Here is a 25,090-nt window from a genome sequence, read left to right on the forward strand (position 1 = left end):
CGGCTCCGGCGCCGCGCGGTAACGTCGAGCGCGCGGCGCTCGCCGCCATTGCTGCGGCGGTTGGCACGGAGCCGGCGCAGGCCGCGCCGATCCAGCCGGCCTCCTATGGCGACGTCACGGTGCGTCCGATCGCGCAGAAGCCGACGCTGTTCCCGGATCACAAGGAAGCCGCCCGCGAGCCCGAGCCGCCGGCTGCGCCCGAAACGTTCATCCCGCAGGCCGCCGAACGTGCGCCGCTCCGCACGCCGCGGATGCCGAAGTTCGAGGATCTCCCGATGCCGGCGCAGGCCGAGATTCGGCAGGCCCGCGGCGAAGCCGAGGAAGATCATCCGCAGAAGTCCAAGCTGTCGCTGCTGCAGCGGCTGGCCAATGTCGGCCTCGGCCGCCGCGACGAGGAGAACGAGCCGCCGATCGCGGCGCGTGCCTCTGGACCTGCGATGGCGCCGCTGCCGCCGCTCCCTGAACGCAAGCCGCAGCGGACCGTTGCCCAGCAGATGGCGAATCATGACCCGGTGTCGGAGTACGCAAAGCGCCCAGCACCGCAGGGTTTGGATGTCCATGGCCGCCCCGCACCTGTTGCCCCGACGCCACAGGGAGACGACCATCTTGATATCCCGGCCTTCCTCCGGCGCCAGGCCAACTGAGCTTTGTAACAATTGAGGCGACCCGAAAGGCCCCGGCTGACCCAGCCGGGGCCTTTCACTTTGGAGGGGCAGGCGCTTCGCCAACCAACTGATTTTAAACCATTAATTATGCTTTAAGTGCTCAAATGTCACAGTTGGAACCGGAGGCGGCCAAGCCGGAATTTGGTTAACCCTTGGCGTGAATGCGGCAGAGATAGGGTAACAATCCGTAAAGAAGCGTGAGTTGCGGGGTTTAGGGCAGTGACTATGGTCTGCCGTGACTTGGGGATGCCTAAAACGCGAATCGCCGCGGAAGCGCGGTTCCGAGCTTTAGGTTAAGTCGGGTAGTGGGCAGTTATCGATGAAATTCAGCCGTCAAACCACGCTTCGGTCGCAAGCCACCGTAACGGGCGTTGGCGTCCATTCCGGTTTACCTGTCAGCCTGACGCTTGGACCTGCTCCTGTGGATGCGGGTTTTATTTTTGTCCGCACCGGCCTCGACGAAGCCGACCGTGAAGTTCCCGCCGTCGCCGAATCCGTCATCGCCACCGATCTCGCTACCGTGCTCGGCGACCGCGAAGGCCCGCTGGTTTCCACCGCCGAACACGTGCTGGCTGCGCTGCGCGGCATGGGCGTCGACAACGCCATCATCGAAGTCGACGGCCCCGAAGTACCGATTATGGACGGCAGCGCGGCTGCCTTCGTCGCCGCCATCGACCAGGCCGGCATCGTGACCCAGTCCGCTCCGCGCCGCTACATCCAGATCCTGAAGCCGGTGCAGGTCGCGATCGGCGACAGTTTTGGCGAGTTGCGCCCCCATGCGGGCGGGTTCCGTGTCGAGGTCGAAATCGACTTCGCCAATCCGATGCTCGGCCGCCAGAACTATTCTCTCGATCTCAACCCTGAAAGCTTCCGCCGCGAGATTTCCCGCGCCCGGACCTTCGGCTTCATGAACGAGGTCGCTCGGCTCTGGAGTGCCGGTTTTGCACTCGGCGCCTCCTTTGAGAACTCGGTGGTGTTCGACGAAACCCGTCTGCTCAACACCGAAGGGCTGCGCTTCAGCGACGAATGTGCCCGCCACAAGGCGCTGGATGCGATCGGCGATCTGACCTTGGCCGGTCTGCCGCTGCTCGGCGCCTACCGTTCGGTGCGCGGTGGCCACAAGCTGAATCACGCCGTGCTCACGGCCCTGCTGGCCGACCGCAGCGCCTGGCGGGTGGTCGATGCCGAGCCGGCACGCCGTCCCCGCAGCCATGTCGAGGCAGGCGCAGGCATGGTGGGCGGCATGATCGCTCCGGCCTACGGCCCGGACGTTTCCTGACTTTCGCTTGCGAAATGTCCTGAACGTCCGGCTTTGCGAGAGCCCTGAATTTTCGGGCTGTTTGCGCCGCATAGGCGCATTTTCCCTAATAACCACAATTGGTAACGAGGCCGGCCAGCCGCCTTAATCCGGGCGAATTGGCTGCGTATTCGGTTGGTCGAGGACCATTTTTCGGCTACAGAGACCCTCGGTTGCACGAGAGTGCGCCACGGGGCCTTGAAGAATTTGGCACCAAACGCATTGGGCACGGGGAATATGGCGTCCATGACGACGGTTCACGGACGGGCGGGCTCAATCATCAGTCGCATCACAGGGCGTCAGGTTACAGATTCCATGTCGGCACAGCGTATGACGCTTGAACCCAACAAATCACTCAGGCTTTCCAGCCTCGGGCGGTCGCTGCGGCTGGCAGCCGGCCTGATTGCGCTTGCGATTCCCCTCAGCGGCTGCGGCACCGGCGCGCTGTGGGACAAGTTCACCCAGAAGGACGACACCTTCAACGAGGAGCCCGCGGACAAGCTCTACAATGAGGGCTTGTACCTGATGAACCAGCGCAAGGATAACAAGGCGGCATCGAAGAAATTCGAGGAAGTCGACCGCCAGCATCCTTATTCGGACTGGGCGCGCAAATCGCTGCTGATGTCGGCCTATTCCTTTTACAACCAGGGCGACTACGACAGCTGCATCGGCGCTGCGACCCGTTACGTCACGCTGCATCCCGGCAGCCCCGATGCGGCCTACGCGCAATACCTGATCGCGGCCTCGCATTACGACCAGATCCCGGACATCTCTCGCGACCAGGCCCGCACCGAAAAGGCGATCGCGGCGCTGGAAGAGGNTGATTCGCAAATATCCGACCTCGGAATATGCCAACTCCGCCAAGGCCAAGCTNCGAAGGCGCGCGCGACCAGCTCGCCGGCAAGGAAATGGATGTCGGCCGCTACTATTTGGAAAAGAAGGACTACACCGCCGCCATCAACCGATTCAAAACGGTCGTTACCCGCTATCAGACCACGCGGCATGTCGAGGAAGCGCTGGCGCGCCTGACCGAATCCTATATGTCGATCGGCATTGTCGGCGAGGCGCAGACGGCAGCGGCCGTACTTGGGCACAATTTTCCTGACAGCCGCTGGTACAAGGACGCCTATAATCTTGTAAAGTCGGGCGGTCTCGAGCCGAGCGAGAACAAGGGTTCCTATATTTCCAGGGCCTTCAAGAAGATGGGTCTCGGTTCCTTGACCAATATGGGTCGCGGTTAGGAATTTACTTCGCATGCTGGCGCGTCTGTCGATCCGTGACATCGTCCTGATCGAACGGCTCGATATCGAATTCTCCCGTGGCCTCGCGGTGCTGACCGGCGAAACCGGCGCGGGTAAATCCATCCTGCTCGATGCCTTCGCGCTGGCGCTCGGCGGCCGCGGTGATTCGGGCCTGGTTCGTCACGGCGCGGAGCAGGGCCAGGTGACCGCCACCTTCGATGTGCCCAAGGGCCATCCGGCGACAAAGATCCTTTCCGAGAACGGCCTCGACGATACCGGCGAGATGATTCTCCGCCGCGTGCAGCTTGCCGACGGCCGCACCCGCGCCTTCATCAACGACCAGTCGATCAGCGTGCAGACCCTGAAAGCCGTCGGCGCCGTCCTGGTCGAGATTCACGGCCAGCATGACGAGCGTGCGCTGGTCGATGCCTCGACGCACCGGCAGTTGCTCGACGCCTTTGCCGGGCTGGAGAAAGAGGTCGCGGCGCTGGAAACGCTGTGGGAGGCGCGGCGCACCGCGAATCACGCGCTGGGCGAGCATCGCGCCAGCATGGAGCGCGCCGCGCGCGAGGCGGATTATCTGCGCCACGCCGCTGACGAATTGAAGACGTTGAAGCCGAAGGATGGTGAGGAGACGACGCTCGCCGAACGCCGCACCATCATGATGCAGGGCGAGAAGATCGCCAGCGACCTGCGCGAGGCGCACGAGGCGGTCGGCGGCAACAACTCGCCGGTGCCGGCACTGGCCGCCGCGGTGCGCCGCCTCGAACGCCGGGCCGCCAATTCGCCGGCGCTGGTTGAGCCCGCGGTGAGGGCGATCGACATCGCGATCAACGCGCTGGAAGAGGCGGACCAGCATCTCAGCGCAGCGCTCGTTGCGGCCGATTTCGATCCGGCCGAGCTCGAGCGCATCGAGGAGCGGCTGTTTGCGCTGCGCGCCGCCTCGCGGAAATATTCGACACCGGTCGATGGTCTGGCGGCGCTCGCCGCGAAATTCGTCTCCGACGTTGCGCTGATTGACGCCGGCGCGGACCGGCTGAAGAAGCTGGAAGCAGCGGCCAATGAGGCCGATCAGCGCTATGGCGCGGCGGCCGAAAAATTGTCCGCGGCGCGGATCAAATCCGCCGAAAAACTCAACAAGGCCGTCAATGCCGAGCTGGCACCGCTGAAACTCGAGCGTGCGAAGTTCACGACGCAGGTCGAGGCGGATGCGAAGTCGCCGGGGCCGCAAGGCATCGACCGCGTCGAATTCTGGGTGCAGACCAACCCGGGGACCAAACCGGGACCGCTGATGAAGGTCGCCTCCGGGGGCGAGTTGTCGCGCTTCCTGCTGGCGCTCAAGGTGGTGTTGGCCGACCGTGGTTCAGCGCCGACATTGGTGTTCGATGAAATCGATACCGGCGTCGGCGGCGCGGTGGCGGATGCGATCGGCTCGCGGCTGGCCCGGCTCGCAGGCCAGGTGCAGGTGATGGCAGTGACGCACGCGCCGCAGGTCGCCGCTCGCGCCAGCCAGCATCTGCTCATTTCCAAGGACGCACTCGACAAGGGCAAGCGCGTCGCCACCCGCGTCAACGCGCTCGCCGCCGACCACCGCCGCGAGGAAATCGCCCGCATGCTGGCGGGCGCGGAGATCACCGCCGAGGCGAGGGCGGCGGCGGAGCGGTTGTTGCGCGCGGCGACGGCGTAGTTTCAGCGTCATGGCCAAAGCAGCAAAAGCAAAGGCGCTCCCCGACGTCGAAAAGCTCACCAAGGCGCAGGCCAAGGTCGAGCACACGCGGCTGACGCTGGAACTTGAAGGGCACGACAAGCGCTACTACCAGGACGATGCGCCGAGCGTGACCGACGCCGAATACGATGCGTTGCGCCAGCGCTTCAATGCGATCGAGAAGCGTTTCCCCGAATTCGTCAGTTCGGATTCGCCATCGCAAAAGGTGGGTGCGGCGCCCTCGGGGCGCTTCAAGAAAGTCCGTCACTCCTTGCCGATGTTGTCGCTCGACAATGCCTTTGCCGAGCAGGATGTGATCGACTTCGTCGGCCGTATCGAGCGCTTTCTCAAGCTCAGCGACGACAAGATCGATTTTTCCGCCGAGCCGAAGATCGACGGGCTGTCGATGTCGCTGCGCTATGAGGGCGGCGAACTCGTCACCGCCGCGACGCGCGGTGACGGCGCGGAGGGTGAGGATGTCACGGCGAACATCCGCACGCTGGAAGACGTCCCGCAGAAGCTGAAGGGCCGCAACATCCCTGATATCTGCGAGGTCCGCGGCGAAGTCTACATGACCAAGAAGGCGTTCCTCGCGCTGAACGAACGCCAGAAGGCCGCCGGCGACACCATTTTTGCCAACCCGAGAAATTCCGCCGCCGGTTCACTGCGGCAGAAGGACCCGGGCATCACCGCCTCGCGGCCGCTCGGCTTCTTTGCCTATGCCTGGGGCGAGATGAGCGCGATGCCGGAGAATACGCAGACCGGCATGATCCATTGGTTCGAGCGCTGCGGCTTCAAGACCAATCCGCTGACCAAGCTGTGTCATTCGGTCGATCAGCTCATCGCCTTCCACCGCAAGATCGAGGAGCAGCGCGCCGAGCTCGACTACGACATCGACGGCGTCGTCTACAAGGTCGACCGCATCGATTGGCAGGAGCGGCTCGGCTTCGTTTCGCGCACGCCGCGCTGGGGCGTCGCGCACAAATTCCCGGCCGAACGCGCGATGACGGTGCTGCGCGACATCGAAATCCAGGTCGGCCGCACCGGCTCGTTCACGCCGGTCGGCAAGCTGGAGCCGGTCGGCGTCGGCGGCGTCATCGTGCAGAACGTCACGCTGCACAATGAGGATTACATCAAGGGTATCGGCAACAAGGGCGAAGTATTGCGCGAGGGCCGCGACATCAGGATCGGCGACACGGTCGTGATCCAGCGCGCCGGTGACGTGATCCCGCAGGTGGTCGATGTCGTGATCGACAAGCGGCCGAAGGGCGCAAAGGAATTTCACTTCCCGAAGAAGTGCCCGTGCCCGCTGCACACCGACGTCGTGCGCGAGGAGACGGCGGCCGGCGAGGAAGGCTCGCGTGCCCGCTGCACCGGCGAGTTCGCCTGTCCGTTCCAGAAGATCGAGCATCTCAAATTGTTCGTGTCGCGCCGCGCGTTCGACATCGATGGCCTCGGCGAAAAACAGCTTCAGCATTTCTTCGATGAAGGATGGGTGACTGAACCGGCTGACATCTTCACGCTGCCGAAGCGCAACGCCAAGCTCAAGCTCGAAGAGATCGAGGGATACGGCGAAACTTCGGTGCGCAATCTGTTTGCCGCGATCGAAAACCGCCGCCGCATTGCGCTGGAGCGCTTCATCTATGCGCTCGGCATGCGCCATGTCGGCGAGACCACGGCGCTGGCGCTGGCGCGAGGCTACGGTTCCTGGAAGGCGTTTCACGACGCCTGCCTCATGGTCGCGAAGGGTGACGAGGAGACCATCGCGGAGATGGACGCGCTGGACCAGATCGGCGACACCGTGATCAAGAGCGTCGCCGCCTATTTCGGCGAGAACCACAACCGCGGTATCGTCGAGCGCCTGACCAAAGAGCTCGAAGAGATCATCGACGCCGAAAAGCCGAAGAGCAATTCGGCCGTCGCCGGCAAGACCGTGGTGTTCACGGGATCGCTGGAAAAGATGACGCGCGACGAGGCCAAGGCGACCGCCGAACGTCTTGGGGCCAAGGCCGCCGGTTCGGTGTCGAAGAAGACGGACTACGTCGTTGCGGGACCCGGCGCGGGGTCAAAGCTCGCTGAGGCGAAGAAGCACGGCGTGCAGGTGCTGACCGAGGATGAGTGGCTGAAACTGATCGGGGAGTGAGGGGTCTCTCACCGTCATTGCCTGCGACAAACGCGAAGCGTTTGTGCAAGGGAGCGAAGCGANCTGCGCCGCAAGCGGATAAGTGGATTGCTTCGCTTCGCTCGCAATGACGGGGAGGGAGAGTTGCCAATGAACGATATTCCCGAACGACAGATTCGAGCCGTCTATGACGAGCACACGATACGTGTGTATCAAGCCTACGGCGACGAGATTGCGGACGCGGCTCTCGCTCGTGGCACGTTCGTTTCTCCGCCGTTCAAGATGGAGCGGATGACATGGATAAAGCCGTCGTTCCTCTGGATGATGTATCGTGCCGGATGGGGCTACAAGGATTCTGGCCAGCGCCGGATTCTCGCAATCGACATCAGCCGGGAAGGGTTTCACTGGGCCCTCGCGCATAGCTGCTCCAGCCACCCCGAACCCTCGATGAGCAATGAAGACTGGACCAGGCTGAAGGCCAGTTCGCCGGTGCGGATTCAATGGGACCCGGAGCGCGATCTGTATCTTCAGCCGCTATCCCATCGCGCCATCCAGATCGGGATCAGCGGAGAGGCCGTCTCGCTCTACGTCAACCAGTGGATACGGAAAATCACCGACATTACGGAGGCCGCGCACGCTATTTACGACTTGGTGAAGCGCAATGAACTGGATCAGGCTCGAGCAAGATTACCGGTCGAACACCCCTACGATTCAGTTTTCGGATAAATCACAAGCGTTCGGCCGTCACTTGAAATCGAGCTGATATTCCTCGTACGACCGGAAGGGCGAGACCGCTCGTCCCCTGCGGTCGATGTGTCCCCATTGCCCGCCCGCGTATCCGCCACGCTCATGCGCACCCTCGGTGGCAGTGGTGTCAGGGACATAAGTGCAAGCCGTGCAGACAATAGCAACTCCATCCCTGAATGGATAGGCTCCGTCATATATCGCCGGGATCACGAGATTGAGTTTGCGGTCGATATACCCAATCTTGCCGCCGACCCGCGCCCGCGCGAGACCATCCTCGAAACGGTCCGGGCCGCTGTCCATTGATTCAACCGGCACTGGGATGACGCCACGTCGAACGTAATACCATTGGAAATTTTGCTTGTCGGTCTCAACAAACAACATGACGGAAGCCAGCCCACGGTCATATCGAAGTCGAGCCAAATAGGCTCGCTTCAAGCGCATCCGCCCGTCGGGGCCGGTTGCCGCGCATTGCCTGAAAATGCGCTCGGGCTCCCAGCAGTCGAAGACCGCTGGCGTAGCGGTGCCCTGATCTATTGCCATGACCGACTTGGACGAGAGTGCAAGCAGAGCGCTCAGTACAATAATCTTGAGAAAATCCGGCATCATGCACCCTCGTTGTGGGCGGACTGTTCCAGTCGTCATTTCGAGCAAAGCAATCCATTGCAGCAGAAAGTGATGGATCGATTTGCTCGGTTCGCAACGACGAAATGACGTCGTCGGGTGCGACCAATTAGTACGACGGACAAATCACCGAAATTCTGTCCTGCCCCTCAGGAAAAATATTCCTCCTAACAGGTCAGGCAAATCGGCCGCATAACTCCGCCCGTCTCACGGCAGATGATCGGCGTTGGCCATCGTCACGAACGCGCGGTGAGATGCGGTGGACGCGAGAGCCGCGCGAGAGGTACGCGCGGCAAGCGGGTGGAGAAGTTGTGTGGTCCTGATGCCGCGGTGCTGGCAATCTCACAGCATCCCCGATTCTTCCTCCTCTGCCTTTTTCACCAACTCCTCGCTCACCACAACGTCCCGCCGCGGCACGATGAAGAACATCGTGGCCGCACACGCGATCGAGAGCGCGAAGACGGCCGCCGTCAGCGGCAGCGTGGTGGTGGAGTGGCCGCCGAGATAGGCGCCGAACTGCGAGACCAGCGCGCCGATGCCCTGCTGTAGAAAGCCCATGGCGCCGGAGGCGGTGCCGGCGGCTTCGGGGCGGACGCTGATGGCGCCGGCCGCGGCGTTGTTCATTACGAAGGCGTTGGCGACCATCACGATCATCTGGGTGCCGAACAGCCAGAGCGGCGCCTGGTTGGTGCCGGTGAGGCTGAAGATCAGATTCAACAGGGCGCCGGCGAATTGCAGTGCCAGCCCGAACCAGATCAGCCGCTCCAGCGACTGGCGCGGCGCGAAGCGGACGCAGAACACGTTGCCGATCAGATAGGCGAAACCCGTCGTCGCGAACCAGGCGCCGTATTCGGCCGTGGTGCGGCCCATCTGCGTCACCACGATGTAGGGTCCGCCGCCGGCGAACATGAAGATGATCTGCGAAGCCAGCACCTGGCACAGCACATAGCCGATGAAGGCGCGGTTGCGGATCAGGCTGCCGAGATCGCCGCGAAAGCTGCTGCTCTCGCTGCGGACGCGGCGCGTTTCGGGCAGCGCGAGAGCGATCAGCACCGCGACGCTGAGCGAAGCCGCCGTGATGAAATAGAAGATGGCGCGCCAGCCGAATGCCGTCTCCAGCAAACCCCCGACGAGTGCGCTCAGCATCTGCGCCATCATCATGACGGCGATGACGAGGCTGATCATGGAACTGATGCGGTCGCGATGATAGAGGTCGCGGATGATGGCGCGGCTCACCACCATGCCGGTAGCGCCGCCCAGCGCCTGCAGGAAGCGCGCGGCGATCAGTTGCGGCAGCGTCTGCGCCAGCGAACAGCCGATGCTGGCCACCACCATCAGGGCAAGACCGGCGAGCAGCACCGGGCGGCGGCCGAACTTGTCCGACAGCGGCCCCATGATGAGCTGCGAGCAGGCGATGCCGACCATATAGAGCGACACCGTCATCTGCGCGACCGAGATGTCGCCGCCGAACGTCGTCGCCAGCACGGGCAGCGCCGGCACCAGCATGTAAAGCGAGATCGGCGCGACGCCGGTCATCGCGACCAGCATCAGCAGCATGATTTTCGAGGTCGCAACGGCATTCGCCGCCGCGCCGGGCGGCTTGCCCACGACGCCGTGCATTCAGTTCAGATCCTGTTTTGGTTGAACTGACTTTTACCCAGATGGCGCAGCGGGAATAGGGATGTTTCGGCATGCGGCCATGCCGATTTCGGGAGGCGGGCGGGGGATGCATCGCGCGAACAAATTCCGCTGCCATCACCCGCGGAGGCGGGTGATCCAGTATTCCAGAGACGTCAGCGATTTAATCGACAGGCCGCGGCGTACTGGGTCTCCCGCCTTCGCGGGGGACGACGGTTGTGAGCTAGGCAACCGTTGCTCAAAGCGGCAGCAGCGCCGCGGTTGCTTCATCCAGCCACAGCTTGGTGGCGTTGTCGTCGAGATGGGGACGCACCGCGCGGTTGACGCGCTCGTGGTAGTCGTTCAGCCATTTCAGTTCCGTTGCGCTCAGCATGTTGACGTCGATCAGGCGGCGATCGATCGGCGCCAGCGTCAGCGTCTCGAAGGCGTTCACCGGCTTCTCGGCGCCCGGCACATCGGTGCCGACGACGAGTTCGAGGTTCTCGATCCGGATGCCATAGGCGTCGGTCTTGTAAAAGCCGGGCTCGTTGGAGAGGATCATGCCGCGCTTCAGCGGCGTGGTGCCGAGTTTCGAGATGCGCGCCGGGCCTTCATGCACCGAGAGATAGCTGCCGACGCCGTGCCCTGTGCCGTGCTCGAAATCGAGGCCGGCCTGCCATAGAAATTGCCGCGCAAAGCTGTCGAGCTGCGCGCCGGTGGTGCCGTCGGGAAACACCGCGCGGGCAATTGCGATATGGCCGCGCAGCACGCGGGTGAAGCGGTCGCGCATTTCGTCGGTGGGCTTGCCGATCGCAATTGTGCGGGTGACGTCGGTGGTGCCGTCTTCATACTGCGCGCCGGAATCGATCAGCAGCAGATCGCCGGGCGAGATCCGCCGGTTGCTCTTGCGGGTGACGCGGTAATGCACGATGGCGCCGTTCGGCCCGGTGCCGGCGATGGTCGGAAACGACACATCCTTCAGCGCGCAAGTCTGGCGGCGGAAAGTTTCCAGCGCCTCGACGGTGTCGATCTCGGTCAGCGCGCCGGAGGGCGCCTCGCGATCGATCCAGGCGAGGAAGCGCGTCAGCGCCACTGCATCGCGCTGGTGCGCGGTCCGCGTGCCCTCGATCTCGGTGATGTTCTTCACCGCCTTCAAGAGGCTCACCGGATCGTTGCCGCGCACCGGCTTGCCCCCGGCGGCCGCGATCAGGCGGCTCAACGCATCCGCAGCGGTGGCGCTGTCGAGCGCGATCGACGCGCCGCCACGCGCGAGCTCGGTCAGCATGGGCACCAGCGCGTCGGGTTCGCTGACGTCGGCGGATTGTTCGAGATGGTCGCGCGTCAGGTTGGAAAGCTTGCGGTGATCGATGAAGACGGTCGGGCGGCCGTCCTTCGGCACCAGCGCGTAGGACAGAGGCAGCGGCGTGTGCGAGACATCGGCGCCGCGGATGTTGAAGGTCCAGGCCACCGCGTGGCTATCCGACAGCACCAGCGCCTCAACGCCGAGCTTGTTGATCTCCAACCGGATACGCTTGAGCTTCTCGGCCTCGATCTCGCCGGAAAATTGCACGCCGTGAATGGCGACAGGGCCGCGCGGCGGGGCCGGGCGCTCGGTCCAGATCTGGTCCAGCGGGTTGCTCTCGACCGCGATCAGTTCTGCGCCCGCCTTGGCGCAGGCGGCGGCGAGGCGCTCGGCTGCCGCCGAAGTGTGCAGCCACGGGTCAAAACCGAGGCGGTCGCCGGCCACAAGGTGCCGGGACAGCCAATGTTCCGGCGGCGGATCGGCCAGCGGCTCGATGTGCCAGGCCTTGCGGTCGACCTGCTTGGCGGCCTGCAGCGTATAGCGGCCATCGACGAAAACCGCGGCCTCGCGCGTCAGGACGATCGCCATGCCGGCTGAGCCGGTGAAGCCGGTGAGCCAGGCCAGCCGCTCTTCGGATGCCGCGACATACTCGTTTTGCTGCTGATCGGCCCGTGGAATCACAAATCCGGTCAGCTTCCGCCGTGCCAGTTCCTCGCGAAAGGTGCCAAGACGTGCGGCGAGCGCCACGCCGCCTTCGGGTTCTTCGAATGTCTGGAAATGGGCTTCGAACATCGCCGGGTCACTTTAGGGGTGGGTGGAAAGGTCCACAATCGGGCGGAGTTGGCCACAATTTGGCATATTCCGTGCTTCATTATATCCGTCCGCGTTAGTCGGACGAATGGTTTTGCGCCCCAGGCCGTTCGGCTCAATATACCGGGAGGCTCCAGGAGTGTTTCAACTCAACGAAGAGGGGATACACCATGCCTGCTTTTATGTTCGAGAAGATTACGCCACCACCGGTCGATCGTGGCCCGGTCCCGCCGGTAGCCAACAAGAAACAGCGCGGCGTCATCGTTCAGATACTTGATCGGTTCGCGGAGGCGCGCGTCAAGCGCTCGTTGCAGCAAGAGAAGGGCGTCATCGCCCGCAATCGGAGCAGACCGTCCGAATAGAATTTCAGTTCACCTTGCGCAGCAGCAGGCTGCTCCAGCCTTCGATGCGCAGGTGCCGGATCGGCACCAGTCCGCGGGCGCGATAGGCGGCGATGACGGCGGGCGCCTGCGGCGTCAGCAGTCCTGAGAGGATGACCAGCGCCGACGGCGCCAGGTGCCGCGCCATTGGCCCCGCCAATTGCCGCAACGGATTGGCGAGAATATTCGCCAGCACCAGATCGAACGGCGCGGCCTGTGCAAACTGCGGCGCCGAGAAGCCGGTGGCGCGGACCGCCCGCACCAGATGTCCCGCCACGTTCAGCCGCGCGTTGTCGCGCGCGACCTGCACCGAGGGCGGATCGATATCGCTGGCCAGGATCGTTTCATGCAGCGCCTTGGCCGCTGCGATCGCCAGCACGCCGGTGCCGGTGCCGAGATCGAGCACGCGGCGCGGGCGCCAGGCTTTCAGGACATGATCAAGCAGCAGCAGGCAGCCGCGCGTGGTGCCGTGATGGCCGGTGCCGAACGCCAGCGCCGCTTCGATCTCGATGCCCAGCTTGTTGAGCGCGACCCGCTCGCGGTCATGCTGGCCGTGGACGACGAAGCGCCCGGCGGGGACGGGAACGAGGTCTTCGAGGCTGGCCTTGACCCAATCCTTGGCCTCGACCGTGTCGAAGACGATGCCCGCGGCGATGTCAGCGCCGGCGGCATTGGCCACGAGTTCGCGCATCAGCACCTGGTCGGGTGCTTCCGCAAAATGCACCGTGACGTCCCATCTCCCGTCCGGCCGTTCGAACGCGGCGACCGCGGCCTGGCCTTCAAAAAAAATTTCAGTCAGGACATCAACGACACCCTTGGCTGCATGCTCGTCACCGACGGCAAAATTGACGCGGTGTGTAGGCGTGAGGTAAGTCATTGAAGAACCTGGAGAAAACGAGAGTGTCGCGATTGATGGCAGGGGGTGATTCATTCAAATTTGAGCAAATTTCACGTTGTAATACTCGGAAAAGTTGCGGGTCTGATGTTAGAGCGATCTTAGATTCATCTCCGTAGGTTCCCGCACAGGAACTGCAGGGGGAACCTCGGTTCCGCGAACATCAACCCAGGGTCGGAACCAACCAATGTCGATCATTAAGTCATTCTTTAAGGACGAGTCGGGCGCCACGGCCATTGAGTATGGCCTGATCGCAGCAGGTATCGCGATTGCGATCATCACCGCCGTGAACGGTCTCGGCACCAAGCTGAGCACGAACTTCGATACCATCAGCAGCTCGCTGAAGTAATTGCCAAATTCGGGGGCGTTTCGGGACCAGGCGCGTCGAGCGCCCGGTCCCGTTATTTTTTGGCCGGCGTCGTCGGTCATTTCCACCGCTTATCCACAGTCGAGCCGGGCGTTGTTGATCCGGTTATCCCTGTAGCCGTGCCGATGCTTTCCACCGCTGCTTCGGCGGGTTTTCGACAAGCCATCCACAGGCTTTTTCGGCTGGTTACCCACCGACAGTCCACAGCTTGTCCACATCCGCTCCGTATTCGAGGCGGAAGATGAGCGGCCAAAGCGGGTTGAGATCCCGTTCGCCACGTTTCGTGCACCCCCGATTTACCGCGCTTCTAATTGGTTGCCGCACCGCTGTTCCAATGGAACCGCACATTAAATTGCCGCGCCTACGCATGGGGCATGCCGGAAAACGGCGAACACAGGGGGAATTCATATGATGAAGATTACTGCAGTGATTGCCTTGATGTGCGCCCTGAGCGCGTATGTCAGCTATCCGTCGGCCACCACCTCCGGCGGCGCAACGCCTTCATTCACGACGTCGATGCTCGAAACGCGTTCGCTTCCGATTGAAGCGTACGACGCCGTCTGATCCCGTAATCCGATCGTTTCGCAAGGCGCGACGCCGAAGCCGGCGTTGCGCCTTGTGCGTTGTGCCTATCCGAACAGCGCGCGGTGATCGCCCAGGATCACCTTCGCAGCGTTGTGGCCGGGGGCGCCGGTGACGCCGCCGCCGGGATGCGCGCCCGAGCCGCAATGGTAGAGCCCCTTCAGTGGCCCGCGATAATCGGCATGACCCAGCATCGGCCGCGCCGAGAACAATTGGTTGAGCGTCAGCGCGCCGTGGAAGATGTCGCCGCCGAGCAGTCCGAATTGCCGTTCCAGATCCAGCGGTGACAGCACCTGGCGGCCGATGACGCTGGCTGCGAAACCCGGCGCATATTTATCCACGGTCGCGATCATGAGGTCGGCGACTTCTTCGCGATGATCGTCCCATGATTTCCCGTCCGGCAATTCCGGTGCGACATGCTGGCAGAACAGGCTCGCGACATGCTGTCCATCAGGCGCGAGCGAGGAGTCGAGCGTCGAGGGGATCAGCACTTCCACGACAGGCTCGCGGCTCCAGCCATGGCTGCGCGCGTCGAGCCAGGCGCGGTCCATGTAACCGAGGCTCGGCGCGAGGATGATGCCGGCGGTGAGATGATCGCCGGCGCCGGGCAGGGCGGTGAAGGAAGGCAGCGCGTTCAGCGCGACATTCATCCGGAAAGTGCCTGATGCGTTGCGCCAGCGTGTCATGCGCTCGAGGAATTCCGGCGCCAGCGCGCCTGACGGCACCAGCCGCGTATACAGCAATTTCGGATTGACGCCGGAGACGACATATTTCGCGCGAATGACCTCGCCATTGTCGAGGACCACGCCCGTAGCGCGGCCACCCTCGACGATCACCTCGCGCACGCCGGCCTCGGTTTCGATCTCGGCGCCGGCCCCGCGCGCCGCACGCGCCATCGCCTGCGTGATCGCGCCCATGCCGCCGATGGCATGACCCCACACGCCCTTCTTGCCGTTCACCTCGCCGAACGCATGATGCAGCATCACATAGGCGGAGCCGGCGGCGTAGGGGCTGGCGTAATTGCCGACGATGGCGTCGAAGCCGAACAGCGCCTTCACCAGGTCGTTCTCGAAACGCTCGTCCAGCATTTCGCCGGCCGAGCGCGTGAACAGGTCGAGCAGGCTGCGCTGCTGTTCGATCGTGAGCTTGCGCAGGATGCCGGCCGTGCCCATCGCATTGAAGGCCTCGCGGATCGCGCCGATGCCAAACCCCTCGACGAGGTTCGGTGGCGCGCGCAGCACGAATTGCCGCAGCACGTCGGCGATGGCGTCCAGTTCGCGCGAGAAGGCGTCGATACGCGTGGCATCATGGTTGCTGAGTTTCTCGACCGAGGCCTGCGTGCGGCCTTCGCCGGTCAGCAGATAGCTGCGATCGGGCGCGGGCAGGAAATTCTGCGCGCGCCGCTCGACGATTCGCAAGCCGTGTTCAGCGAGCTTGAGGTCGGCGATGATCTGCGGGTTGAGCAGGCTGACCGTATAGGCGGCCACCGAATTGCGGAAACCAGGATGGAATTCTTCCGTCACCGCGGCACCGCCGACCGCCTTGCGGCGCTCGACAACTTTCACGCGCAGGCCGGCCATCGCCAGATAGGCCGCGCAGGTGAGGCCGTTATGCCCCGCACCGATGATGACGATTTCGGATTCGTTCATGTCCGCTTCAAGAAGGTTTGATTAGAGGGATTCGTCATTTTGGGTTCGATGCGTCGCACCGCCCCGGAACGCCCCTCCTTATCCTGCATTGCCCGTCATGTCGCCATATGTTCCAATCCGCCCCTCTGGCATAAATCCGCCGGAATCCCGCCGGCTCCTGCCGGGTCCAAGCCGGAGCTTTCATGACTTTTGAGCCGTCTGCCTCGCGAAACCGGCTGGTGCTGGTCGTCTATACCGCCGCGATCTTCGTCAGCGCGCTGCTGCTGTTTTCGGTGCAGCCCCTGTTCACCAAGATGGTGCTGCCGCGGCTCGGAGGCTCGCCGGCGGTGTGGTCGGTGGCGATGGTGTTCTTCCAGTCGCTGCTACTCGGCGGCTACGCCTATGCGCATTTCCTGATGCAGCTCCGCAGCCGCACGATTCCGGTGGCGGTTCATCTCGTGCTGCTTGCGGTTGCGATGCTGACACTGCCGCTGTCGATTGCGAGCGGGTGGGGCGATCCGCCGACATCGGGTTATGCGGTCTGGCTGCTCGGCCTGTTCGCGGTGTCGATCGGGTTGCCGTTCTTTGCGCTCGCCGCCAACAATCCGCTGCTGCAGGCCTGGTTCGTCCGCACCGGGCACCCCAACGGTCCCGATCCGTACTTTCTCTACGCTTCCTCGAATATCGGCAGCTTCCTGGCGCTGTTGTCCTATCCGGTGCTGCTGGAGCCGATGTTCACGCTGCGCACGCAGAATTTGATCTGGACCGGCGGTTACGGCCTGCTGATCGTGTTGATCGCAACCTGCGGCGTACTGCTGCTGCGCTCGCCGGCGAAGGCGGCGGAACTGAACATGCCGGCCGAAGATGCCGACGCGCCGGCGCCATCCTGGCTGCAGCGTGCACGCTGGATCTTTCTGGCCGCCGTGCCGTCGGGGCTCCTGATCGCGGTGACCGCGCATATTTCCACCGACGTCGCCGCGGCCCCTCTGCTGTGGGTGCTGCCACTGTCGCTCTATCTGTTGACCTGGGTGCTGGTGTTCCAGTCGCGGCCATTGCTTCCCCATAAGTGGATGCTGCTGGCGCAGCCGCTGGCGATCGCGGGCGTCGTGGTGCTGCTCGCGGTCGGCGGCGAGCAGAATCTGCTGCTGACGCTCGGCGGGCATCAGCTCTGCTTCTTCGTCATTGCGATCGCCTGCCATGGCGAATTGGCGCGCACGCGCCCCGCAGCGAAATATCTCACCGGCTTCTATGTCGCGTTGTCGTTCGGCGGCATGGTTGGCGGCTTGTTCGCCGGCCTGATTGCGCCGTTCACCTTCTCATGGGTCGCGGAGTATCCGATCCTGCTGGCGCTGGCGGCGCTGTGTCGGCCGCCCGGCAATGAACGCCTGCCGCGCTGGAGCCGCTGGTACTGGCCGTTCCTCGCCGCACTGGCGGTGGCGCTGCTCGTGCCGACATGGTCGACCGGGAAGGTATTCAACTGGCTGGAAGACCATCGCGTCTGGATGATCGGCGCGGTCGGCGTGCTGGCTGCGTTGCTGGCGCTTTCGCTCAACGCCAACCGCTGGAAGATCTTTGCGACCGTCGTGGTGGCGCTGGTGCTGCTGCGCGCCTATCCGTCCGACGATGGGCGGGTGGAAACCGTGCGCAGCTTCTTCGGCGTCCACAAGATCGTGGTGACGCCGAACGGCCAGTATCACGTGCTGATGCACGGCACCACGATCCACGGCGCCGAGAAATTCAAGAACGACGACGGCACGCCGGTCACCGGCCAGCCGGAGCCGATCACCTACTACCACAAGGACGGCGGCATCGGTCAGGCGATCACCGCGATCCGCGAGCGCAAGGGCGCGCCTCTGCGGGTGGCGGTGATCGGGCTCGGCTCCGGCACGCTGGTCTGCGCGTCCGAGCCCGGCGAGGAGTGGAAGTTCTTCGAGATCGACCAGACCATGGTCGATACCGCGCGCGATCCGAAATATTTCACCTACATCCAGGTCTGCGAGCCGAATCTTGAGCCCGTGATCGGCGATGCGCGGCTGACCTTCGCGCGCGAGCCGAACGGTGTCTACGATCTGATCATCGTCGACGCCTATTCGTCGGATGCGATCCCGATCCATTTGGCGACCGAAGAGGCGATGGAGATCTACAAGTCCAAGCTGGCGCCGCAGGGCGCGGTGGTGATGCACGTCTCCAACCGGCATCTGGAACTGTCGAGCGTGGTGGTCGGCATCGCCGACGCCAACGATCTGAAAAGCTGGGTCTACAGCGAGGATACCGGCCGCGACAGCGAATATATCTTCTCGACCTCGGTCGTGGTCTCGGCGCGCGAAGAGACCGATGTCGGCAAGCTGGCGTCGTCGGATCAATGGGCGCTCACGGAGGTCGAGGACGACCAGCGGGTCTGGACGGACGACTATTCCAACGTGCTGGGCGCGGTGTGGCGGCGGCTCAGAAAGGGCGAAGAATAGCCGCCTTGCAGCCGGGCAGGGCACGCCTATGATCATGGTGAGCCCTGAACCGATGGAGCGACGATGGAAAATTTCACTCCCGTATCGGCCGCGATCGGCGGCGCGCTGATCGGACTTTCCGCCGTCTTGCTGATGTTGTCGACCGGCCGGATCGCCGGCATCAGCGGCATCTTCAGCGGCCTGTTGAACTTGCGCGGCGAGGACAAGGGTTGGCGCATTGCGTTCCTTGCCGGGCTTATCCTGGCGCCCGTGATCGCCGGCCTCGTCGGCTACGGCATGGCGACACCTGCGCTGCCTGCCAACTGGATCGTCATTATCGGAGCGGGGCTTTTGGTCGGCTTCGGCACGCGGCTTGGCGGCGGCTGCACGTCAGGTCATGGCATCTGCGGCGTAGCGCGGCTGTCGCCGCGGTCGGTTGCCGCCACGGCCATCTTCATGGTGACGGCGATCGTCACCGTCGCCGTCACGCATCATGTGTTGGGAGGCTGAACCATGTGGATCATTGCTCCCCTGTTGTGCGGCCTCGTGTTCGGCGCGGGCCTCCTGATATCGGGCATGGTGCAGCCGACCAAGGTGCTCGGCTTCCTGGATATCTTTGGCACGTGGGATCCGAGCCTGCTCGTGGTGATGGCTGCGGCGCTTGCGGTCTCGGTGCCCGGCTTCAGGCTGGCCGATCGCGGCACGCGGCCCTGGTTTGCCGGACAATATTTCCGGCCGGGCAAATCGGGAATCGATGCGCCGCTGGTGACGGGCGCTGCGATGTTCGGGGTAGGCTGGGGCCTTGTCGGGCTATGCCCGGGCCCGGCCCTGGAAAGCCTCGCGACACTGTCGCCCGGGATCATCGTCTTCGTCGTCGCGATGGCCGCCGGCATGATGGCACACGACGGCTGGCAACAGTCGCGGCTAACCTCGCAACGCGACCGGGAGTTTGCGAGCGCGACGGACGGCTGAGACCTCGGCCGCAGATCCTTCTGCGACCGCACCAACTTCAATTTGTCTGGTTCTGATAACCGAACAGCCCGCGCGGCTGCGGCTGATAGTACTGTTGCCGCGGCTGATAATAGTAGCCCTGCGGCGCCGGCGCATAACCGCGGTTGTCGTAATATTGCGGCTGCTGCTGCTGATAGGCCTGGGTGTCGTAGACGCGGCGGCTCGGCGGCGCGGGATAGCGCGCTTCGGTCGAAGTACCGTCGGCGGGATAGATATAGCCGTCGTCAGCCCTCGCCTGCGGGGCCAGCCGCTGCTGCTGCGGCGTGATCGCGACGGGATCGCCGGCGGCTGAATCGTATTGCTGTTCATATTGCGGCAGTGGCGCGCGGCGCGCGACAGCCGTATTGCCGCGACGCGGATTGCGCGCCAGCGCCACCTGCGACGAACCGGTCAGCGTCACCGTGGTGTTGAGCACGCCCTGCTCCTTGACCAGCGCGAACAGTCTTGAGGCGTTCTCGCGCGACAGCCGCACACAGCCGTGCGAGGCGGGCGAGCCGAGGCGGTTGACCGAATCCGTGCCGTGGATGGCATGGCCGATCTTGGTGAAGAAGATCGAGTGCGGCATCGGCGCTTCGTCGAATTCCTTGGAGTAGTGATCTTCCTCCATGCGGAACGCGCGGAAGCTGCCGTTCGGCGTCTCATACGAAGGAATACCCGACGATACCGGCCAGCGGTAACGCTCGACGCCGTCGACGGCGACGGTCATCTGCTGGTTGTCCTTGTCGACGGTGATGGCGACCTTGGCCTGGACGGCGCCCGAGGCGAACAGCGTCAGGGCGGTGACGGCAATGAGGAAGGAACGCATTTTACCTTTGGCCTCCGGGCCCCTGTACTAAAAACGCCGGCTCTCCGTCCCCCAAGCATCGAATATGCCCGGAAACCGGCACTGGTTCCAGTGGCCTGCGGTACAATCGTTAACGCCTGCGGCGGCGCAAGCAAGGCGGCAGGACGGCGCATGGGGCACGAAGTGCTGACATTTTCGCGAGCGGGAAGCAGGCCCGCGTAGCCCGGATGGAGCAAAGCGAAATCCGGGAACGCCGCGGATGGTTGAACAAGTTTCCCGGATTGCGCTTCGCTTCATCCGGGCTACACATTCCGCGTCAATTCCGCAGCCGGTATCCAGTCCGGAAGATCCACCACACCAGCGTCATGCAGATGGCGAGGAAGCCGATCGTCATGCCCAGACTCAGGGCCACGCTGACGTCGGCGATCTCGTAAAAGCTCCAGCGGAAGCCCGAGATCAGGTAGACCACCGGGTTGAGCAGGGTGATGGTGCGCCAGCCCGAGGGCAGCATGTTCACCGAGTAGAAGCTGCCGCCGAGGAAGGTCAGCGGCGTCACCACCAGCATCGGGATCATCTGCAGCTTTTCAAAACCGTCGGCCCAGATGCCGATGATGAAGCCGAACAGGCTGAACGTCACCGCGGTCAACATCAGGAAGGTCAGCATCCACCAGGGATGCAGGATATGCAGCGGCACGAACAGCGCCGCGGTCGCCAGAATGATCAGGCCGAGGATGATGGATTTGGTCGCGGCCGCGCCGACATAGCCGATCACGATCTCGATATAGGAAACCGGCGCCGACAGGATTTCATAAATAGTGCCGACAAATTTCGGAAAGTAGATTCCGAACGAGGCGTTGGCGATGCTTTGTGTCAGCACCGACAGCATCACGAGGCCCGGCACGATGAAGGTGCCGTAGCTGACGCCATCGACCTCGGTGATGCGCGAACCGATCGCTGCGCCGAACACCACGAAATAGAGCGAGGTGGAAACCACCGGCGAGACGATGCTCTGCAGCAGCGTGCGCCAGGTGCGGGCCATTTCGAACAGATAGATCGCTTGAATCGCCCGGAAATTCATGGCGCCCTCACCAGGCTGACGAAGATGTCTTCCAGCGAAGACTGGGTGGTGTCGAGATCGGAGATGCGGATGCCGGCATTGCGGAGGTCGCCGAGCAGGCTGGTGATCCCGGTGCGCTCACCCTTGGTGTCGTAGTTATAGATCACGGCGTGGCCGTCGTCGGAAAGTTCGAGGTTGTAGGCGGCAAGCGAGGCGGGGATGGCGTCGACCTTGCCCTGCAGATAGAGCTTCAAATGCTTCTTGCCGAGCTTTTGCATCAAGCCGGCCTTGTCCTCGACCAGGATGATCTCGCCCTTGTTGATGACGCCGATCCGGTCGGCCATCTCCTCGGCTTCCTGGATGTAATGCGTGGTCAGGATGATGGTGACGCCGGAGGCCTGCAAGCCGCGCACCACGTCCCACATGCCCTTGCGCAATTCGACGTCGACGCCCGCGGTCGGCTCGTCCAGGAACAGGATCTGCGGCTCGTGCGACAGCGCCTTTGCGATCATCACGCGGCGCTTCATGCCGCCGGAGAGCGTGATGATCTTGGAATCCTTTTTGTCCCACAGCGACAGGTCCTTCAGCACCTTTTCGATATGGGCCGGGTTCTTCGGCTTGCCGAACAGGCCGCGGCTGAAGCTGACGGTCGCCCACACGGTTTCAAAGGAGTCGGTGTGCAGTTCCTGCGGCACGAGGCCGATCAGCGAGCGCGCGGTGCGATAATCCTTGTTGATGTCGTGGCCGCCGACGCTGACGCTGCCCTCGCTCAAGTTCGCGATGCCACAGATGATGCTGATCAGCGTGGTCTTGCCGGCACCATTCGGCCCGAGCAGCGCGAAGATTTCACCGCGCCTGATATCGAGATTGATACCGTTCAGCGCCTTGAAGCCGGAGCCGTAGGTTTTTGACAGATTTGAGACGGATATGATGGGTGGCGAAGCGAGCATGGCAGTCTGAAACGAGATGTGGGCGAACGGCGCAGCGGCACTTCGGCCGGGGTCGACGCGGGAGAGGGGTGGGAACCAGGAGATAGGAACGCAATGCTGCTAATGCAATCGCTCACGGAAAAATTATGCTGCTTTTGACGCGCCGGCGACCTGCCGCGGCACGTCAGTATGGTTGCCCTTGCCCGGCCAAGGGTGCCCTACACCCGCTCCACGAAACTATCGACCACCTTCTTCTCGCCGGCCTTCTCGAAGGCGATGGTCAGCTTGTTGCCGTCGATCTTCACCACATGGCCGTAGCCGAACTTCTGGTGAAACACGCGGTCGTCGAGCGAGAACTCGGAAACAGTGCCAGTGGATTTGGCGACCAGTTCGCCCTCGATCACCATCGGGCCGCGCTTGTTGCGTGAGAAGCCGCCTGAAAATGACGACTGGCTTTCCTCAAAACCGCCGCGGGCCTGACCGCCGCGGCCGCCCTGGCTGCGATTGCGGTTGGCCTGGGCGCGCTGCCAGCCGGGCGTCGTGTAGCTGGAGCCGAAGGATTCGACGTTGTCGAAACGCGAGGGGCCATAGCCGCCGCTGCCGCCCCAGCCGGAGCCGCCCTTGGATTCCGTGATCTCGACATTGGCCGACGGCAGCTCGTCGAGGAAGCGCGACGGGATCGTGGTCGACCACGTGCCGTGGATGCGGCGGTTGGTGGCGAAATAGAGTTTGGCGCGGCGGCGGGCGCGGGTCAGGCCGACATGGGCGAGGCGGCGCTCTTCCTCGAGGCCGGCGCGGCCCTGTTCGTCGAGGGTGCGCTGGCTCGGAAACAGGCCTTCTTCCCAGCCGGGCAGGAACACGTTGTCGAATTCGAGCCCTTTGGCCGAATGCAGCGTCATCAGCGACACCGCTTCTTCCTCGGCGCCGCCATCGCGGTCCATCACCAGCGAGATGTGTTCGAGGAAACCCTGCAGGTTCTCGAACTCCTCCATCGAGCGCACGAGTTCTTTCAAATTGTCCAGACGCCCGGCGGCGTCGGCCGAGCGGTCCTTCTGCCACATCTCGGTATAGCCGCTCTCGTCGAGCACGATTTCGGCCAGTTCCGTATGCGCGGTGACCTCGCGCTGGGCGCGCCAGCGGTCGAATTGCAGGATGAGTTCGCGCAAGCTCCCGCGCGCCTTCGGCTTCAACTCGTCGGTCTCGACCACGGCGCGCGCAGCTTCGAACAGCGGCATGCGCCGCTTGCGGGCATGGTCATGCAGCAACTGCACGGTGGCGTCGCCCAGCCCGCGCTTCGGGACATTGACGATGCGCTCGAAGGCGAGGTCGTCGGCGGGTGAATTGATCACGCGCAGATAAGCCAGCGCGTCGCGGATTTCGGCGCGCTCGTAGAAGCGCGGACCGCCGATCACGCGATAGGGCAGGCCGAGGGTGACAAAGCGGTCTTCGAACTCGCGCATCTGGAACGAGGCGCGCACCAGGATCGCGACCTCGTTGAGGTTGTCGCCGGCGCGCTGCAGCTCCTCGATCTCCTCGCCGATGGCGCGGGCTTCCTCTTCCGAATCCCAGGAGCCGGTGACGGTGACCTTCTCGCCATCGACATCCTCGGTGCGCAGCGTCTTGCCGAGTCGGCCTTCATTATGCGCGATCAAATGCGAGGCGGCGGCGAGGATATGGCCGGTGGAGCGGTAATTGCGCTCGAGCCGGATGACTTTGGCGCCGGGAAAATCGTGTTCGAAGCGCAGGATGTTGTCGACCTCGGCGCCACGCCAGCCGTAGATCGACTGGTCGTCGTCGCCGACGCAGCAGATGTTTTTGGGGGGAGAGGAGGATGGAGCGGCCGTGGTCTCCGTCATTCCGGGATGTGCTGAAAGCGCAGACCCGGAATCTGGAGATTCCGGGTTCGCATCTTCGATGCGCCCCGGAATGATCGCCGACAGCGGCAAGCCCGGCCGCGCCGGCGCCTGAGACAACAGCCGCAGCCACAGATACTGCGCGACGTTCGTATCCTGATATTCGTCGACCAGAATGAACTTGAAGCGGCCCTGGTACTGCCTGAGCACATCAGGGTTTTCGCGGAACAGCCGGATGTTCTCCAGCAGCAGATCGCCGAAATCGGCGGCGTTGAGGATCTTCAGCCGCTCCTGATAGGTGGCGTAGAGCTTGCCGCCCTTGCCGTTGCCGAACATCGCGGCTTCGCCTGCCGGCACCTGCGAAGGCGTCAGGCCGCGGTTCTTCCAGCCGTCGATCAGCCCGGCCAGCATGCGCGCCGGCCAGCGCTTGTCGTCGATGTTCTCGGCCTGCAACAGCTGCTTGAGCAGGCGGACTTGATCGTCAACATCAAGCACGGTGAAGTTGGATTTGAGCTGCACCAGTTCGGCGTGGAAGCGCAGGATGCGGCCGCCGATGGAGTGGAAGGTGCCGAGCCACGGCATGCCTTCCACGGCCTGGCCGAGCATCTGGCCGAGCCGCAGCTTCATCTCGCGCGCGGCCTTGTTGGTGAAGGTCACGGAAAGAATTTCATGCGGCCGCGCGCGGCCCTGGCTCAGGATGTGGGCGATGCGCGTGGTCAGCACGCGGGTCTTGCCGGTGCCGGCGCCGGCCAGCACCAGAACCGGGCCATCCAGCGTTTCAACAGCTTCGCGCTGCTCCGGATTGAGCCCGTTGAGATATTGCGGACCGGCCGCGGCCCGCGCACGCGCGGCGATGCCGCCAGCCGCGGGCTGGTGCTCGGGGACGCCGCGATGCGGCAGTTTGCTCGGCTCGGTCATGGTCGAATCGTCTCGGCCCCACGATGGCACCGTGAGGCGGTAAAGGGGAGCCTTCATAGCAGGGATTAAGGGTCATATAGGGGCTATCAGGCCGTTTTGACAGGTTTTATCCCG

At 63.6% G+C, this 25,090-nt stretch carries 20 protein-coding genes and 2 pseudogenes; 13 read left to right on the top strand and 9 right to left on the bottom strand.

Translation table 11 applies throughout. The annotated features are described in order from the left end of the window. The 7 genes and pseudogenes from CQ14_RS35275 to CQ14_RS47960 all read left to right on the top strand — a co-directional run. A pseudogene (locus CQ14_RS35275) lies at window positions 1-644 on the top strand (cell division protein FtsZ); the annotation flags it as partial. Between the two features lie 340 nt (window positions 645-984). After that, window positions 985-1,944 (top strand): UDP-3-O-acyl-N-acetylglucosamine deacetylase, encoded by a 960-nt coding sequence (gene lpxC, locus CQ14_RS35280; protein ID WP_057862358.1) that lies wholly within the window; start codon window positions 985-987, stop codon window positions 1,942-1,944. A gap of 333 nt (window positions 1,945-2,277) precedes the next feature. Continuing rightward, the coding region (bamD, locus tag CQ14_RS47285) for an outer membrane protein assembly factor BamD (protein WP_245320764.1) at window positions 2,278-2,782 on the top strand (505 nt) is incomplete at its 3' end. 54 nt (window positions 2,783-2,836) lie between these two features. Beyond that, window positions 2,837-3,203, top strand: a pseudogene (locus CQ14_RS47290) (outer membrane protein assembly factor BamD); the annotation flags it as partial. 13 nt (window positions 3,204-3,216) lie between these two features. After that, window positions 3,217-4,890 carry a DNA repair protein RecN gene (gene recN / locus CQ14_RS35290; protein WP_057862359.1) on the top strand — a complete coding sequence of 558 codons (1,674 nt, stop codon included), beginning with the start codon at window positions 3,217-3,219 and terminating at the stop codon, window positions 4,888-4,890. Between the two features lie 10 nt (window positions 4,891-4,900). Beyond that, complete coding sequence (gene ligA, locus CQ14_RS35295) at window positions 4,901-7,051, top strand: NAD-dependent DNA ligase LigA (protein WP_057862360.1); 2,151 nt, start codon at window positions 4,901-4,903, stop codon at window positions 7,049-7,051. Between the two features lie 129 nt (window positions 7,052-7,180). Further along, window positions 7,181-7,756 carry a DUF4291 domain-containing protein gene (locus CQ14_RS47960; RefSeq protein WP_057862361.1) on the top strand — a complete coding sequence of 192 codons (576 nt, stop codon included), beginning with the start codon at window positions 7,181-7,183 and terminating at the stop codon, window positions 7,754-7,756. An 18-nt stretch (window positions 7,757-7,774) separates the two neighbouring features. Here CQ14_RS47960 and CQ14_RS35305 read toward each other — a convergent pair whose 3' ends face one another. The 3 genes from CQ14_RS35305 to CQ14_RS35315 form a co-directional block, all read right to left on the bottom strand. Continuing rightward, the gene (locus tag CQ14_RS35305) at window positions 7,775-8,380 is read right to left on the bottom strand and encodes a WG repeat-containing protein (protein WP_245320765.1); all 606 of its coding nucleotides are present in this window, start codon (window positions 8,378-8,380) and stop codon (window positions 7,775-7,777) included. Window positions 8,381-8,740: 360 nt separating this feature from the next. Continuing rightward, window positions 8,741-10,018, bottom strand: a complete 1,278-nt coding sequence (locus CQ14_RS35310; RefSeq protein ID WP_057862363.1) for a multidrug effflux MFS transporter — start codon at window positions 10,016-10,018, stop codon at window positions 8,741-8,743. 256 nt (window positions 10,019-10,274) lie between these two features. Beyond that, window positions 10,275-12,110, bottom strand: a complete 1,836-nt coding sequence (locus CQ14_RS35315; RefSeq protein WP_057862364.1) for an aminopeptidase P family protein — start codon at window positions 12,108-12,110, stop codon at window positions 10,275-10,277. A gap of 188 nt (window positions 12,111-12,298) precedes the next feature. Here CQ14_RS35315 and CQ14_RS35320 point away from each other — a divergent pair, with 188 nt between their 5' ends. Further along, on the top strand, window positions 12,299-12,490 hold the full coding sequence (locus tag CQ14_RS35320) for a hypothetical protein (RefSeq protein ID WP_057862365.1): 192 nt from the start codon (window positions 12,299-12,301) through the stop codon (window positions 12,488-12,490). A gap of 4 nt (window positions 12,491-12,494) precedes the next feature. On the opposite strand, the gene CQ14_RS35325 is transcribed toward CQ14_RS35320, so the two are convergent. Next, window positions 12,495-13,385 carry a 50S ribosomal protein L11 methyltransferase gene (locus CQ14_RS35325; RefSeq protein WP_057862366.1) on the bottom strand — a complete coding sequence of 297 codons (891 nt, stop codon included), beginning with the start codon at window positions 13,383-13,385 and terminating at the stop codon, window positions 12,495-12,497. Window positions 13,386-13,590: 205 nt separating this feature from the next. On the opposite strand from CQ14_RS35325, the gene CQ14_RS35330 reads away from it, so the two are divergent. Together CQ14_RS35330 and CQ14_RS44205 are read left to right on the top strand one after the other, a co-directional pair. Continuing rightward, entirely contained in the window at window positions 13,591-13,752 is a 162-nt protein-coding gene (locus CQ14_RS35330; protein ID WP_057862367.1) for a Flp family type IVb pilin, read from the top strand. Window positions 13,753-14,178: 426 nt separating this feature from the next. Next, on the top strand, window positions 14,179-14,334 hold the full coding sequence (locus CQ14_RS44205; RefSeq protein WP_156435783.1) for a hypothetical protein: 156 nt from the start codon (window positions 14,179-14,181) through the stop codon (window positions 14,332-14,334). 65 nt (window positions 14,335-14,399) lie between these two features. On the opposite strand, the gene CQ14_RS35335 is transcribed toward CQ14_RS44205, so the two are convergent. After that, complete coding sequence (locus CQ14_RS35335; protein WP_057862368.1) at window positions 14,400-16,001, bottom strand: phytoene desaturase family protein; 1,602 nt, start codon at window positions 15,999-16,001, stop codon at window positions 14,400-14,402. A 182-nt stretch (window positions 16,002-16,183) separates the two neighbouring features. Here CQ14_RS35335 and CQ14_RS35340 point away from each other — a divergent pair, with 182 nt between their 5' ends. The 3 genes from CQ14_RS35340 (at window position 16,184) to CQ14_RS35350 (ending at window position 19,396) form a co-directional block, all read left to right on the top strand. Beyond that, window positions 16,184-18,445 (top strand): fused MFS/spermidine synthase, encoded by a 2,262-nt coding sequence (locus CQ14_RS35340; RefSeq protein WP_057862369.1) that lies wholly within the window; start codon window positions 16,184-16,186, stop codon window positions 18,443-18,445. A 63-nt stretch (window positions 18,446-18,508) separates the two neighbouring features. Next, complete coding sequence (locus CQ14_RS35345) at window positions 18,509-18,934, top strand: YeeE/YedE family protein (RefSeq protein WP_057862370.1); 426 nt, start codon at window positions 18,509-18,511, stop codon at window positions 18,932-18,934. A gap of 3 nt (window positions 18,935-18,937) precedes the next feature. Beyond that, complete coding sequence (locus CQ14_RS35350) at window positions 18,938-19,396, top strand: DUF6691 family protein (protein ID WP_057862371.1); 459 nt, start codon at window positions 18,938-18,940, stop codon at window positions 19,394-19,396. Window positions 19,397-19,433: 37 nt separating this feature from the next. Here CQ14_RS35350 and CQ14_RS35355 read toward each other — a convergent pair whose 3' ends face one another. The 4 genes from CQ14_RS35355 to CQ14_RS35370 form a co-directional block, all read right to left on the bottom strand. Then, window positions 19,434-20,240, bottom strand: coding sequence for a L,D-transpeptidase family protein (locus CQ14_RS35355; RefSeq protein WP_057862372.1), 807 nt, complete (start codon window positions 20,238-20,240; stop codon window positions 19,434-19,436). A gap of 295 nt (window positions 20,241-20,535) precedes the next feature. Continuing rightward, on the bottom strand, window positions 20,536-21,297 hold the full coding sequence (locus CQ14_RS35360) for an ABC transporter permease (RefSeq protein ID WP_057862373.1): 762 nt from the start codon (window positions 21,295-21,297) through the stop codon (window positions 20,536-20,538). Further along, window positions 21,294-22,226 carry an ABC transporter ATP-binding protein gene (locus tag CQ14_RS35365; RefSeq protein ID WP_057862374.1) on the bottom strand — a complete coding sequence of 311 codons (933 nt, stop codon included), beginning with the start codon at window positions 22,224-22,226 and terminating at the stop codon, window positions 21,294-21,296. Before CQ14_RS35365 ends, CQ14_RS35360 begins: the two co-directional genes overlap by 4 nt. 197 nt (window positions 22,227-22,423) lie before the next feature. Continuing rightward, window positions 22,424-24,976, bottom strand: coding sequence for an ATP-dependent helicase (locus tag CQ14_RS35370; RefSeq protein ID WP_057862375.1), 2,553 nt, complete (start codon window positions 24,974-24,976; stop codon window positions 22,424-22,426). Window positions 24,977-25,090: the final 114 nt, after the last annotated feature.

Origin of the sequence: Bradyrhizobium lablabi (assembly GCF_001440475.1) — a bacterium.
In the GTDB taxonomy this organism is placed as follows: domain Bacteria; phylum Pseudomonadota; class Alphaproteobacteria; order Rhizobiales; family Xanthobacteraceae; genus Bradyrhizobium; species Bradyrhizobium lablabi.